Raw genomic sequence first — 13920 nt, forward strand, 5'->3', positions numbered from 1 at the left:
GGATTAGGCGGAACGCCGTAATCCGCCAATGCATGCGCCGTCGAAACGCACGCATATCACCTCAAGGCTGCGTACAGGTGAAATTAACGGCCAGCTTACCCGCCTGCGCATCGTTGGCCGGCCCCGTATAGCGCGGATACTGCGGATATGGGCAAAGCGGCCTACTCAACTCCGCCTTGCCATCCACCGCGAATCTGGAAGCGACCAGCGTCCCCGGCGCGGTATTCTTGTCGACCCAGTTATCCAGCGCGGTCAGCAAATCGCTGGTATCCGCCCCGGGCCCACCGGCGCAATGATCCACCGCCGGCGCCAGATAAAACTGCGCAAACTCCGCCACCGCCGCCGGACTTCCAAAGCGCGTCTGCAAGCCCAGGTAATACTCGGTCGTCGACTTGTAGCTCAACGCCGCGTCGTTGGTGCCATGCCACAAAATCAGCTTGCCCCCGCTGTTTTTAAACGGACGCAGGTCGGTGCTGGTGGCCGAGTTGAGCGCCTCCAGCGCATAGAGCGCATTCTGGTTTTGATCGAACGCCCCATACGTCAGCGAATTGGCACTCGGACTGCGCGCCAGATAATTCTTCACCGTCGTGTCCTGGAACAGGAACTGCAAGGCCCCCTGGACGTTGCCGCCTCCCGTCACCCACGCCGGCCAGGCGCCCGGATCGTCCTCGTTGCCGCTCAATTGCCAGCCGGCGTTGCGATAGGTCGGACTGCCGCTGAAGACGGCCGGCGTGGTCCACGATTCGACCACGGCGAGCTGCGCGTCGGACAGGCATGAATCGCCGTTATCGGTGCCGCCGGCACAACGCAGCGACGCCGGGCTGAAATCGCTGGCGCTGCAAGCGGCGGGATTGGAGACCATGCCGTCGACGATGCCGTCCTTGCCGTCGCAGGCTTCGCGCACCGACCGCGCCAGCAAGGCCAGTTTGGCGTTGGTGAATTGCCCGCCCGGCGCCGCCAACGCCACCGCCGTCCGGTTGAACGCGCCCATGAAGCCGACCCAGTTGTAGGCCGGCGCGCGCGCGATGATGCCGTCGAACAGGTTCGGGTAGCGCTGCGCCGTCATCAGCGCCTCGCGCCCGCCGTTCGAACAGCCCTCGAAATAAGCGTGCTTCGGCGCCGCCCCATACGCGGCCTTGACCATGTCGAGCGCCGACGACATCACCGTCGGAATCGACAGGCTGCCGAATAGCTGCGCGGCGTTCGGATCGTTGAGCGCGAACGAGGCGTCCACCGGCGAGCCTTGGTGGCCGGAGTCGCTGTTGACCGTCGCATAGCCTTGCCGCAGGGCGGCGAGGTTGAAGCCGCTTGCATCCGGGATGGCGCCGTTGTATCCGCCGCCACCGCCGTAATACAGTTTGCCGTTCCAGCTGTCCGGCAGGCGCAGTTCGAAATTCAGGCTGGGGTCGATCTTCGCCGTAATCTTGCAATAGGCCGGCGTCGGCGAGGCCGCCGCCACCAGGGTCGCGGAGCCGATCGTGGCGCCGCTGATGGCCTTGCCTTTGAGCGCGTCGCATGCTTGCTGGGCCGTGTTCTGGCGCATGTCGGGGGCGATGGCCGCGCCGTCGCTGCCGCCACAGCCAGCCAACAGCAACGAGGCGCAAGCGGCGGCCGGGGTGAGGAAAGCCTTGATGTACTGTGTCATTCGATGTCTCCTGTTTTTTTATATTGAATCGCCAGGTGGATCCGGATCAGAAATTGTGGTGCACGCCCACGCCGTAGTAGTTGTAGCTGCCCAGCGCGTTCGGGCTGGTCAGCGGCGGCGTTTTCTTGTTCGAGAGATCGGCGTAGAGATAGGTGCGTGCGGACAGGTTGTGTTCATAGCCGAGCGACGCCTGCTTGATGCGCGGCGAGCCGTCCGGGGCCTTCTGGCCGTAGCCCAGCAATATCTTTCCGACGCCCACGTTGTAATTGGCGCCCAACAGCCAGGCTTTGGTGTCGGGGTTGGCGGCCAGCGTGTGGCTCTGGTCCTGCTTTTGGTAGGAGCCCATCAGTTTCAGGTCGGGAATGGGACGGAAGGAGGCGGCCACGGCCCAGATCTTGGTCTCGACGCCGTTGCGCTCGTAGGCGGCCATCGCGCCGAAGCGGCCCAGCGTGTAGGTCGCGCTGGCCGAGTAGGGCGTGGCCGACGGCACGCTGTTGGCGGGGTACTGCGGCGCCAGCGCGGTGCCGCGTCCGATGATGGCCGGATTGCCGTTGGCCTCCTTGGCGCCGACCGTGAGGTTGAGCTGGAAGCCGTTGAACAGCGGCGAGTTGTAGAACACGGCGTTCGAGATGCGGTTGCGCGAGTTGCCCGCCGGCCCCAGCGGATCGCTGGTGTAGCCGGCCACGTGCAGGTCGGACTGGAAGCCGGGACCGATGGCGCCGCCGGGCGAGCCCGCCACCACCGTCGGCAGGCCGTTCCACGGCTCGAACGGAATGCTCGACTCCTGGTACGCGGTCAGGCCGCGCCCCAGCCGCACGGTGCCGAAATCGCCCTGCAGGCCGACCCGGCTCTGGCCCTGGAACAGCGGACGCGAGCCCGATTCGACGGTGCCGGTGTCCGGCTCGAAGCGGATTTCCAGCTGAAACAGCGCCTTCAGGCCGTTGCCCAGATCCTCGACGCCGCGAAAGCCCAGTTTGTTATTGTCGCGCTTGGCCACTTGCGCCGTTGCCCCCGTGACCTTGGCGATCCCGGTGTCCAAGGTGCCGTAGACGGCGACCGACGATTGCGCCTGCGCGCCGGCCACGGTTCCGACTACGCCCAGCAATGTCAGTGTCTCCAATATTTTTTTCATTTTATTTGTCCATTGATGAAAGATGGTGCCGATCCGAGGTTCATGCGCGGCGGCCCGCGGATCGCGTTCAGGCCGGTTTTTCCAGCGTATGCGAGATCCGTCGCCAACTTTGTCATGCTGAGGACAATGCCGATTTTTTATCGATGCGTGACAACACGCCGCCGCCGGAGACGTTGTAGAACTCCATGTCCATTGGTTTAGGCAAGATATCCGTAGGAAATGGCAAGCGTTTTCCAGGTGGTCGACGTCATACTCCCGCTAGATAACCTTTCACTGGAGATACACATACCATGAGCACACTCAATGTCAACGGCAGCCCGCGCGCCATCGATGTCGATGGCGACACGCCGATCCTGTGGGCGCTGCGCGACACGCTGGGACTGACGGGCACCAAGTTCGGCTGCGGCGCGGCATTGTGCGGCGCTTGCACCGTCCACCTCGACGGCCAGGCGATACGCTCGTGCGTCACGCCGGTCTCCGCCGCCGAAGGCAAGCAGATCACCACCATCGAAGCCGCCACCGACGGGCACGACCGCGTCGGCAAGGCCGTGCACGCGGCTTGGGTCAAGCACGACGTGGCCCAGTGCGGCTACTGCCAGAGCGGCCAGATCATGAGCGCGATCGCCTTCCTCAAGTCGCTGCCGCGCGGGAAAAAGCCGACCGGCGCCGAGATCGAGTCCGCCATGGCCGGCAATATTTGCCGTTGCGGCACGTACGACCGCATCCGCGCCGCCGTCGCCGACGCTGCCCGCACTCTCGCCTAAAGGAACCATCATGCTGACCAATTTCAATCCCAAGGAAATGCCGCGCGCGCTGCAAAACATGCTCGAGCGCGACCAGGGCCCGGCGATGGCCAGTCCGCCGCGCCGCGCCTTCCTCAAAATGGCCGGCTTGTCCGGCCTGGCGCTGGGGGCGTTCCCGGGCCTGGCGCTGGCGCAGGGCGGGGCCGAGACCGCGCTCAAGCCGACCGAGCAGCCGCTGGCCTTCGTCCGCATCGCGCCCGACGGCGTCGTCACCGTCACCATCAACCGCCTCGAATTCGGCCAGGGCGTGCAAACCGGGCTGCCGATGATCCTGGCCGAGGAGCTCGACGCCGATTGGGCGCTCGTCACCAGCCGGCTCGGCAGCGACGACCCGGCCTATATCGACCCGGTGTTCGGCATCCACCTGACCGGTGGCTCCGGCGCGATCAAGCACAGTTACACGCAATACCGCGAACTGGGCGCGCGCGCCCGCGCCATGCTGCTGACGGCGGCCGCGCAGCGCTGGAACGTGGACGTTGCGACCTTGCAGACCCGTTCCGGCAAGGTGCTGGGCCCGGGCGGACGCCAGCTCGGCTACGGCGAACTGGCGCAGGCCGCGGCCGCGCTGCCGGTGCCGCAAAAGGTGGCGTTGAAGGACCCCAAGGACTTCCGCATCATCGGCCACGCGACGGGCCGCATCGACGCCAAGGCCAAGAGCAGCGGCAGGCAGGCGTTCGGCATCGACACCCGGCTGGAAGGCCAACTGACGGCGGTGGTGGCGCGGCCGCCGGTGTTTGGCGCCCGCCTCAAGTCGGTCGACGACGGCGCCGCGCGCGCCGTCAAGGGCGTGCGCGCCGTGCTGCGCGTGCCGCTCGACCGGGGCGCCGAGGGCGTGGCCGTGGTGGCCGACGGCTACTGGTCCGCCAAGCGCGGCCGCGACGCCTTGAAACTGGAATGGAACACGGGCGACGTCGAAAAGGTCGACAGCGAAAAGCAACTGGCCCAATACCGGGAACTGGCCGGCCAGCCCGGCGCGCGCAAGTTCGATGCCGACATGGCGCCGCTGGCCGGCGCGCCGCTGACGATCAAGGCGGACTTCGTGTTCCCTTATCTGGCGCACGCGCCGATGGAACCGTTGAACTGCACCGTCAAGCTCGACGACGGCGCCGCCCAGCTGTGGGTCGGCACGCAGATGCCAGGCCTCGACAGCGCCGCCGCCGCGCGCGTGCTGGGCCTCAAGCAGGACAAGATCACGATGAACGTGGCGGTCGCCGGCGGCGGCTTCGGCCGGCGCGCCACGCCGAGCAGCGACTTCGTGGTGGAAGGCTGCCAGATCGCCAAGGCCGCCCGCGCTGCCGGCGTGGCCGCGCCGATCCGCACCGTGTGGAGCCGCGAGGACGATATGCACGGCGGCTACTACCGCCCGATGCACCTGCACCGCGCGCACATCGGCTTCGACGCCGATGGCAACGTGCTGGCCTGGGACCACGCGATCGTCGGCCAATCGATCACGGCCGGCTCGCCGTTCGAACCGTACCAGGTCAAGAACGGCATCGACGGCACCGCCACCGAAGGCATGCGCGATCCCTATCCGTTCCCGATGCGGCTGACCGTGCACCATCCCAAGCTGAACGTGCCGGTGCTCTGGTGGCGCAGCGTGGGCTCCAACCACACCGCGTTCGTCATGGAAACGCTGGTCGACGAGATCGCGCGCATGACCAAGCAGGACCCGGTGGCCTACCGCATGCGCCTGCTCGGCGCCAAGCACGCGCGCCACCGCGAAGCGCTGCAACTGGCGGTCGACAAGAGCGGCTACGGCAAGTGGCGCCTGGCGGCCGGCAGGGCCTGGGGCGTGGCGGTGCATGAATCGTTCGACAGCGTGGTGGCCTATGTGGTGGAGGCGTCGGTCAAGGACGGCGAACCGGTGCTGCACCGGGTCACCGCCGGCGTGCACTGCAACCTGGCGGTCAACCCGCGCAGCATCGAGGCGCAGGTGCAGGGCGGGGCGGTCATGGGCTTGTCGATGTGCTTGCCTGGCGCGGCGATCACGTTCAAGGACGGCGTCGTCGAGCAAAGCAATTTCAGCGACTTCACGGTTGCGCGCATGACCAACGCGCCGGCCATCGATGTGCATATCGTGCCGAGCGCCGAAGCGCCGACCGGCATCGGCGAGCCGGGCCTGCCGCCGCTGGCGCCGGCGTTCGCCAACGCGATCGCCCGCCTGACCGGCAAGCCGCTGCGCGACATGCCGTTCAAGCTGGCTTGAGTGAATGCGTGGGGGTCAAGTCTAACATTCATACACGGCCTCATCCCTCACGCGATTCCTCACGGCCTTTTTTTTCCATTGCCGCGACCGCACGGCTCACTGTTTGGACAGACACGCCAAAATGCGCGGCGATTTGATTCATGGAAAACACCGTTGATCGATAAGCCTGCGCCATCGCCACATCGCGTGGTGAATATTTCGAGCTATACTCTTCAAGCGACATCGCGAGCGCGCGCCTTTGCGTTCTGACGATCTCCGCGGATACCAGCTCGGCGGATTTCCGGTGTTCCGCGATAAATGAATCGTCGCCAAGAATAGATTGAAAGCAGACATTCTTTAGCGGACTTTCCGCGTTGATTCCCGCCATCACAAAGTTTCGATAGGCGTCCTTAGCGGTCGGATAGTCGGGGCCAAAGCTGGCCAGCAGCCAATCAATCGTCAGCCAGGACGGTGCTGACTCGCTCATCATATAGCGGTAGCTGCTCCATTCCCATTTCTCCGGCGCATCCACGATACCAGCGCGGACGGGATTCAAGACAATGTAACGCGCCAGTTCGAGTAAATAGCTCTCCTTTTGTACCAAAACGGCGTGGTAGCGGCCTTGCATCACATGCCCGACCAGGTCGTGGCGACGATTGAAGTGTTGCGAGTAAGCGCTATTTAGCAAACGCATGCCTTGACCAAGATTTCCTTCGGGCGTCTCGATGAGCAGGTGAAAGTGGTTCGTCATCAGGCAAAACGCATGGACCACAAAATGAAATCGTTGACACATGCGTTCAGCTTCGACAAACCACGCAAGACGATCTGTTCTGTCGCGAAAGATATTTTCGCGTCGGTTGCCGCGGCAAGTGACGTGATAGAGAGCGCCGGGAAATTCTAGTCTGAGTGGTCTGGCCATTCGCTCAATCTAACAGGCGATCACGGCGACGCGCTGATCGAACGCAGAAGAGAAGTAGTTATCGCTCGATTCAATAATACCTCCCTCCGATACGTCAGCAGACCGAGGTCATGTATGAATGTTAGACTTGACCCCCCGTGAGCATCTAGCCGGCGGCGATTTGCCGGAGCGCCGCCACCAGATGGTCCAACTGCGCCGGCTGCGTGAACAGCGCCGGCGTTACGCGCACGCAGCTGCCGCCCACCGGCCCGTGGCGCGCCACGGTGAAGATGCCGAACTGGTCCATCAGACGCCGCGCCAGCGCGACGTTCTGCTCGCGCGTGCCTTGTCCGCGCAGCCGGAACGACGTTACCGTGCCATACATGCCGTCCACGTCCGGCGTGAGGATGTCGACGTTGCCGAGCGGCCGCACCCGGCCCACCCAGTAGTCGCGTAGATAGCGCAGCCGCGCGCCCTTGGCGGCGGTGCCGATCTCCTCGTGCAGCCGCAGCGCCGCCGGGATCGTCATGACGGCCGCCGAGTTGAGCGTGCCCGAGTGCACGCGCGAGCGGATGTCGTCGCGCTCGTAGTCGCGGTCGCCCAGGTGGACGCCGATGTCGGCCAGCCGCTCCTTGCGGATGTGGATGAACCCCAACCCCAGCGGCGCGCCTATCCATTTATGCAGGTTGCCGCCGACGAAATCGGCCTGCAAGTCCGGCAGGCGGTAGTCCAGCTGTCCCCACGATTGCGCGACATCGACGATGACGTCGACCCCGCGCCGCTTGGCCATGCGGGTGATGTCGGCGACCGGAAACACCAGGCCGGTGCGGTGGCTGATGTGCGTCAGCAGCAACAGCCGCGCGCGCGGGTTGGCCCGCAGCGTCCGCTCGTAGGCGTCCAGCACGCCCTGGCGCGTGGCCGGCTCCGGCACCCGGACGATGGCCACGCGCGCGCCGCGCCGCTCGGCCAGGTCGTTCATCGCGTATTGCATGGCGTCGTAATCGAGGTCGCCGTACACGGCGGTGTCGCCCTTGCGCAGCGGCCGGTAGTTGGAGATCAGGTTTTGCAGCGATTCGGTGGCGCCGCGCGTGAGGGCGATCTCGTCGACCGGCACGCCCAGGTGCCGCGCCAGTCGCAGGCGGATCGCCTCGGTGCCGTCGCCGTCGAAGCTCTGGCGCAGCAGGCGCGAGTTGTCGCGGTTGAGGGTGTCGATGTTGCGCTTGAAGTCGTCCGCGACCGGCCTGCCCATGATGCCGTAGTAGGCGTTCTCCAGGTTGACGAAGTCGGCGCTGACGTCGTAATGCGCGGCCACGGCGCGCCAGTGCGATTCATCGTCGGCGGCGGCCGGCTGGGCGTAGAGCTCTTGGGAGGCGGCCAGCGCCGCCACGGCGGTGCCGTGCAGGAAGGCGCGGCGGGTCAGCGGGTCGGTCATGGGGATCTCCGTCGGTGGTGGCGTCACGTCATTGTACCGCCGCGGCGCCTTCCGTCTGGCTGGCGCCCACGACCGTTCTGTAGCGCCTTGATCCGGACTGTCACAAACCCATTGCGCAGGTCACTTGCGATTGGGCATCCTGCCGGCATCGACCGCTCCGGCCCCCTCGACGGCGCCACCGAGCCGATGTCGAATAAATAAAATAATAGTGGGGAGACAATCTGATGACGGCCAAGAAGGCACACCGGATCGCGTTGCTGTTCAACGCCAACAAGACCTTCGACCGCGAGGTCATGTCCGGCATCGCCGGCTATCTGGGCGGCACCCGCGCGCCCTGGGATCTGTTCCTGGAGGAGGACTTCCGCCTGCGCCTGTCCGGCATCGAGCAGTGGCGCGGCGACGGCGTCATCGCCGACTTCGACGACCCGACGGTGGCGGCGGCGCTGTCGCGATGCCGGGTTCCCGTGGTGGGCGTGGGCAGCTCGTACGCCGGCGACGCCGACTATCCGCACGGCGTGCCGTACGTGGCGACCGACAATTTCAAGCTGATCAAGCTGGCGCACGGCCACCTGATCGATAGCGGGCTGCGCCGCTTCGCCATGTTCAGCCTGCCCGAGGCGGTGGAGAACCGCTGGGCGCAGGAGCGCGAGCGGGCCTTCCGCGCCTTGATGCTGCGGGACGGCTTGGAGGTCGAGATCTTCCGTGGCTGCGGCACCAGCGCGCCATCGTGGGACGAGGCGCTGCAACGCCAGGCCGCCTGGCTGCGCGGCCTGCCCAAGCCGGTCGGCATCATCGCCGTCACCGACGCGCGGGCGCGCCAGTTGCTGCAAGCCTGCCTGAGCGCCGGCATCAAGGTGCCCGAAGAGGTGGCGCTGATCGGCATCGACAACGATCCGCTGGTGCGCATGCTCACCAGGATACCACTCAGCTCGGTGATCCAGGGGGCGCCGGAGATGGGGCGCCGCGCGGCCCAGCTGCTCGAGCGCATGCTGCACGGCGACCGCGTCGGCGAGGCCCGCATCCTGGTGCCGCCGGCCGGCATCAACGTGCTGGCGTCGAGCCAGCACCAGCCGGCCATGCATCCCTACGTCATGCGCGCGCGCTATTTCATCGCCCGCTACGCCTGTCAGGGCATCAGGACCACCGACGTCGCCGACTACGTGGGCGTGTCGCGCTCCTCGCTCGAAGCCCATTTTCGCCAGGCGCTCGGATGCAGCGTGCACGACGAGGTGTTGCGGCTCAAGCTCGACACCGCCAAGAGCGGCCTGGCCAGCGGCGCGCGCAGCATCGCCGACGTCGCCCTGGCGTGCGGTTTCGGCTCGACCCAGTATATGCACCTGGTGTTCAAGCGCGAACTGGGCTGCACGCCGTGCGCCTACCGCGATTGGGCGCTGGGCGAAAGATTCACCACAACGAAGAGACAAGCATGAAGTTCATCAGATTTTCCGTGTTGGCCGCCGGCGTGATGGCGGCGCTGGCGAGCGCGTCGGCGGCCGAGATCGGCCTGACGATCGAAGCCGCCACGCCGGGGCCGGTCATCAGCAAGTACGTCTACGGGCAGTTCGCCGAGCATCTGGGCACCGGCATCTACGGCGGCCTGTGGGTGGGGCCGGAGTCCCGCATTCCCAACACCCGGGGCTGGCGCAACGACGTCGTCGGCGCGCTCAAGGCCCTGCGGGTGCCGCTGGTGCGCTGGCCGGGCGGCTGCTTCGCCGACCAGTATCATTGGCGCGACGGCATCGGTCCGCGCGCCGCGCGGCCGGTGCGCGTCAACACCAACTGGGGCGGGGTGGAGGAATACAACAGCGTCGGCACCCACGAATTTTTCGAGCTGGTCGAGCAGCTCGGCGCCGACGCCTATGTCAACGGCAACGTCGGCACCGGCTCCCCGCAAGAGATGGCCGAGTGGGTCGAGTACATGACGGCGGACGGCAAGTCGAGCCTGGCCACGCTGCGCGCTGCCAACGGCCATCCGGCGCCGTTCAAGCTGGCCTTCTTCGGCATCGGCAATGAAGCCTGGGGCTGCGGCGGCAACATGAGCGTCGGGCATTACGCCGACGAGTACAGCCGCTACGCCACCTTCCTGCATCCCGGCGGCGGCAACAAGACGCAATTCATCGCCGCCGGCGGCCATGACGACGACACCAGCTGGAGCGAGCATCTGAGCGCGCGCCTACGCACGGGCCGTTTCGACGGCGTCTCCTTCCACTATTACACCTCGCCGGGCCCGGATGCCGACGGCAAGTACGGCGCGACCGGCTTCGGCGAGGCCCAGTGGATCAGCACGCTGAGCAACACGCGCCGCATGGACGATTTCATCACCAACAACGCCGCCAAAATGGACCTGCACGACCAGCACAAGCGGCTGTCCTTCGCGGTCGACGAGTGGGGCACGTGGTACGACGCCGAGGCCGGCAGCAGGTCGGGCTTCCTGGTCCAGCAGAACTCGCTGCGCGACGCCATGGTGGCCGCGCTCAACTTCAACATCTTCCACGCCCATGCCGACCGCGTGCGCATGACCAGCATCGCGCAGATGGTCAATGTGCTGCAGGCCATGATACGCACCGACGGCGACAAGATGGTGCTCACGCCGACCTACCACGCGTTCCGCATGTACGTGCCGTTCCAGGACGCGACCTCGGTGCCGGTCAAGCTTGAGCATAATCCACAGTACGCGTTCGGCGGCCTGGCCATTCCCGCCGTCAGCGCCTCCGCCGCGCGCGGCAAGGACGGCCAGTTGTATCTGGCGCTGGTCAACACCAATCCGGGGGAGCGGGCCGACGTCGCCGTCGACGTCGCCGGCGGCCGGGCCGGCTCGGCGTCCGGCACGGTGCTGACGGCCGCCGCGATGGACGCCCACAACACCTACGCGGCGCCCGCGGCGGTCAAGCCGGCGCCGTACGAGGCCAGGGCCGAAGGCGGCAAGCTGTTGCTGAAGCTGCCGCCCAAATCGATCGTGGTCGTCGCCGTGCGGTAGCCGCGGCGCGGCCGGTGCCGATCAGAACGCCGGCAGGTCGACGCGTCCCTCGACCATCAGTTTCAACGCCACGCCGGACGAGGGACGCGCCGGCGTCGCCGGCGCCGGCTGGCCGCCGCCTATCCACAGGTAGGCGGCGCCCGCTTCAACGCCACGGTTGCCCGCCGCGTCGACGGTGCTCAGCGCCTTGGCGTCGAGCGGGAACGTCACGGTGCGCTTTTCGCCCGGTTTGAGCGTGACGCGGGTGAAGCCGGCCAGCGTGCGGATCGGCGCCGCCGCGCCCGGCCGGGTGACATACAGCTGCACCACCTCGTCGCCGGCGCGCCGGCCGTCGTTGCGCACGTCGACGGCGACCGTGGCCGCCTCGCCGGCGCGCACCACCTTGGGCAGGCCCGCCTTGGCCGCATAGGTGAAGCGCGTGTAGCTCAGCCCGTAGCCGAACGGGTACAGCGCCTGCCCCTTGAAATATTTATAGGTGCGCCCCCGCATGCCGTAGTCCTTGAACGGCGGCAGGTCGGCGGCCGATTTGTAGAACGTCACGGGCAGGCGGCCGGCGGGGCTGAAGTCGCCGGCGATGAGCTCGGCCACGGCGCGGCCGCCTTCGCCGCCCGGATACCAGGCCTGGATGATGGCCGGCGCCTGCTTGTCGGCCAGGTTCAGCGCCATGGCGCTGCCGCTCAGGTTGACCACCACCAGCGGCTTGCCGACGGCGGCCAGCCGTTGCAGCAGCGCCTCCTGCGGAGCCGGCAGGTCGATGCTGGTGCGGTCGCCGCCGGCGAAGCCGGGCGCGTGCACCGTCATTTCCTCGCCTTCCAGTTGCCAGTTCAGGCCGCTGACGAAGACCACCAGGTCGGCCTCGCGCGCCGCGTCCAGCGCCGCCGTGTCGTCGAAGCTGGGTTTGGTCCATTGCAGCCGCTGCTCGCCGTCCCAGCCGCTCTGCCGCGCCTCGACCTCGATCCGGTAGACCTGGCCGGCCACCAGGTCGATCGAGGTTTTGGAGGTCGGCCAGGCGATGTCCCACATGTCGGCCACCATGCGGCCGTCGACGCGGATGCGGTAGCCCTGGTTGCTCTTCATGCGGAAATGGTGGGCGCCGTTCTCGCCGGCGCGCAGGTAGCCGCGCCAGCGCGTGGAGGTCTTGCGGTCGCGGTTGTCGGGCCAGCCCCATTTGAGGTCGGCGCCGGCGCTGTCCTCGACGGCGACCGGCGCGCCCTCCAGGTCCAGGTTGTCGAAGCGTTCGAGCTGGAGGCCGGGCAGGGCGCAGGACTGGTCGCGGCACAGCGCCGACGGCGGCACGTCCTGCAGCGGCGGCGCCACCCAGCCGGTGCCCTCGACGTGGGTCACCCGCGCCGCCGGGAACCTGGCGCGCAGGCCGGCCAGCACCGTGACCGGGCGCGACGGCGTGCCGCTGTAGTTGCCGACCAGCGCGTCGACGCTGTCGGCGTTCGGGCCGATCACGGCGATGCGGCGCGGCGCGCGCTTTAGCGGCAGCACGCCGTCGTTTTTCAGCAGCACCAGCGACTGGCGAGCCGTCTCCAGGTTCAGCGCCCGGTGGGCCGGCGTGTCGTAGTCCTTGGGGCCGATCTGCTTGAACGGCCGTTGCGCGGCCGGCTCGAGCAGGCCGAGGCGGATGCGCGCCTCGAGCAGGCGCAGCACGGCGCGGTCGACGTCGGCCTCGGCCAGCAGGCCTTGCCGCACCGCGCGCACCGTGGTGGCCGGGTTGGCCGTCGGGCTGCCGCCGAACTCGCACATCACGTCGGTGCCGGCCTGGATCGCCAGCGCGACCGCGCGCTCCGGCGTCGTGGTGTAGCGGTGCGCGCCGTCCGAGTGGATGTCGGCCACCGCGCCGCAGTCGGAGACGACGTGGCCCTGGAACTTCCACGCGCCGCGCAGGTAGTCGTTGAGCAGCGACGTGTTGGCGCAGGCCGGCACGCCGTCGACGGCGTTGTAGGCGCACATCACCGACAGCACGTGGCCCTCGGTCACGGCGGCGTGGAAGGCTGGCAGATAGGTCTCGACCAGGTCGTGGCGCGACGGATGGATGTCGTCGCGGTGGCGGTCCGCCTCCGGGCCGCTGTGCACGGCGAGGTGCTTGACGGTGGCCGAGACCTTGGGCGCGCCGGCGTCGGCGCCCTGCAGGCCGTGGATGTAGGCCACGCCCATGCGCGCGCTCAGGTAGGGGTCTTCGCCGTAGGTCTCTTGTCCCCGGCCCCAGCGCGGATCGCGGAAGATGTTGACGTTCGGCGACCACACCGTCAGGCCGCGGTAGATGCCGGTGCCGCCGTCGGCACCGACGGTTTCCAGGTACTTGGCGCGGAACTCGGTGCCGACCGTGTCGGCGACCCGCGCCACGAGGTCGTTGTTCCATGTCGCCGCCAGGCCGATGGCCTGCGGGAAGACGGTGGCGTTGCCGGCGCGGGCCACGCCGTGCAGGCCCTCGTTCCACCAGTTGTAGCCGGGGATGCCCAGGCGGGCGATGGCGGGCGCATCGTGTTGCAGCTGGGCGGCTTTTTCTTCCAGCGTCATGCGCGCGAGCAGGTCCCGGGCGCGCCGCGCGGGATCGGCCGGCGTTTGCGGGGTCGCCTGGTGGGCGAGCAGGGCCAATGCCAGGGCCGTGGCGGCCGCCAGGGCGGATTTGTGGTGACGTTTCATTGATTTTCTTGACCGGCTGGTTGATGTCGGCGCGATGTTAGCACCGTCGATTCAGGCCAGCGGCCGCGTCGATTCTCGTTGCGATAAATTGTTGGCGGAATTGATAATTTTTGTAACGCGGCGTCATATAAATCACCAGACGGTCGAACAATATTTTGCAACCGACTTTGGCGCCGTGCCGGCGGCATGGGGGAGG

Annotated in this window: 9 protein-coding genes; 4 read left to right on the top strand and 5 right to left on the bottom strand. The window is 67.3% G+C overall.

Annotation, left to right across the window (positions count from 1 at the left end):
- Positions 1–61 precede the first annotated feature (61 nt).
- Together JOD97_RS00545 and JOD97_RS00550 are read right to left on the bottom strand one after the other, a co-directional pair.
- The gene (locus JOD97_RS00545; RefSeq protein ID WP_209712696.1) at positions 62–1645 is read right to left on the bottom strand and encodes a DUF6351 family protein; all 1584 of its coding nucleotides are present in this window, start codon (positions 1643–1645) and stop codon (positions 62–64) included.
- A gap of 46 nt (positions 1646–1691) precedes the next feature.
- On the bottom strand, positions 1692–2777 hold the full coding sequence (locus JOD97_RS00550) for a porin (RefSeq protein WP_209712697.1): 1086 nt from the start codon (positions 2775–2777) through the stop codon (positions 1692–1694).
- A 290-nt stretch (positions 2778–3067) separates the two neighbouring features.
- On the opposite strand from JOD97_RS00550, the gene JOD97_RS00555 reads away from it, so the two are divergent.
- Both JOD97_RS00555 and JOD97_RS00560 read left to right on the top strand, forming a co-directional pair.
- The gene (locus JOD97_RS00555) at positions 3068–3541 is read left to right on the top strand and encodes a (2Fe-2S)-binding protein (protein ID WP_209712698.1); all 474 of its coding nucleotides are present in this window, start codon (positions 3068–3070) and stop codon (positions 3539–3541) included.
- 10 nt (positions 3542–3551) lie between these two features.
- Positions 3552–5786, top strand: a complete 2235-nt coding sequence (locus JOD97_RS00560; RefSeq protein WP_209712699.1) for a xanthine dehydrogenase family protein molybdopterin-binding subunit — start codon at positions 3552–3554, stop codon at positions 5784–5786.
- 40 nt (positions 5787–5826) lie between these two features.
- On the opposite strand, the gene JOD97_RS00565 is transcribed toward JOD97_RS00560, so the two are convergent.
- Together JOD97_RS00565 and JOD97_RS00570 are read right to left on the bottom strand one after the other, a co-directional pair.
- The gene (locus tag JOD97_RS00565; protein ID WP_209712700.1) at positions 5827–6684 is read right to left on the bottom strand and encodes a transposase; all 858 of its coding nucleotides are present in this window, start codon (positions 6682–6684) and stop codon (positions 5827–5829) included.
- A 145-nt stretch (positions 6685–6829) separates the two neighbouring features.
- Complete coding sequence (locus JOD97_RS00570) at positions 6830–8095, bottom strand: aminotransferase class V-fold PLP-dependent enzyme (protein WP_209712701.1); 1266 nt, start codon at positions 8093–8095, stop codon at positions 6830–6832.
- Positions 8096–8319: 224 nt separating this feature from the next.
- On the opposite strand from JOD97_RS00570, the gene JOD97_RS00575 reads away from it, so the two are divergent.
- Together JOD97_RS00575 and JOD97_RS00580 are read left to right on the top strand one after the other, a co-directional pair.
- On the top strand, positions 8320–9525 hold the full coding sequence (locus tag JOD97_RS00575) for a XylR family transcriptional regulator (RefSeq protein WP_209712702.1): 1206 nt from the start codon (positions 8320–8322) through the stop codon (positions 9523–9525).
- Positions 9522–11072, top strand: a complete 1551-nt coding sequence (locus tag JOD97_RS00580; protein ID WP_209712703.1) for an alpha-N-arabinofuranosidase — start codon at positions 9522–9524, stop codon at positions 11070–11072. The genes JOD97_RS00575 and JOD97_RS00580 overlap by 4 nt, the downstream gene beginning before the upstream one ends.
- 21 nt (positions 11073–11093) lie before the next feature.
- On the opposite strand, the gene JOD97_RS00585 is transcribed toward JOD97_RS00580, so the two are convergent.
- Complete coding sequence (locus tag JOD97_RS00585) at positions 11094–13724, bottom strand: glycoside hydrolase family 3 C-terminal domain-containing protein (RefSeq protein ID WP_209712704.1); 2631 nt, start codon at positions 13722–13724, stop codon at positions 11094–11096.
- Between the last annotated feature and the right edge of the window lie 196 nt (positions 13725–13920).

Source organism: Duganella sp. 1411 (assembly GCF_017833525.1).
Classification (GTDB): domain Bacteria; phylum Pseudomonadota; class Gammaproteobacteria; order Burkholderiales; family Burkholderiaceae_D; genus Rugamonas.

Coding starts and splice junctions, on each gene's coding strand:
- JOD97_RS00545 (WP_209712696.1), bottom strand. CDS start 1,645: ATGACACAGTACATCAAGGCTTTCCTCACCCCGGCCGCCGCTTGCGCC.
- JOD97_RS00550 (WP_209712697.1), bottom strand. CDS start 2,777: ATGAAAAAAATATTGGAGACACTGACATTGCTGGGCGTAGTCGGAACC.
- JOD97_RS00555 (WP_209712698.1), top strand. CDS start 3,068: ATGAGCACACTCAATGTCAACGGCAGCCCGCGCGCCATCGATGTCGAT.
- JOD97_RS00560 (WP_209712699.1), top strand. CDS start 3,552: ATGCTGACCAATTTCAATCCCAAGGAAATGCCGCGCGCGCTGCAAAAC.
- JOD97_RS00565 (WP_209712700.1), bottom strand. CDS start 6,684: ATGGCCAGACCACTCAGACTAGAATTTCCCGGCGCTCTCTATCACGTC.
- JOD97_RS00570 (WP_209712701.1), bottom strand. CDS start 8,095: ATGACCGACCCGCTGACCCGCCGCGCCTTCCTGCACGGCACCGCCGTG.
- JOD97_RS00575 (WP_209712702.1), top strand. CDS start 8,320: ATGACGGCCAAGAAGGCACACCGGATCGCGTTGCTGTTCAACGCCAAC.
- JOD97_RS00580 (WP_209712703.1), top strand. CDS start 9,522: ATGAAGTTCATCAGATTTTCCGTGTTGGCCGCCGGCGTGATGGCGGCG.
- JOD97_RS00585 (WP_209712704.1), bottom strand. CDS start 13,724: ATGAAACGTCACCACAAATCCGCCCTGGCGGCCGCCACGGCCCTGGCA.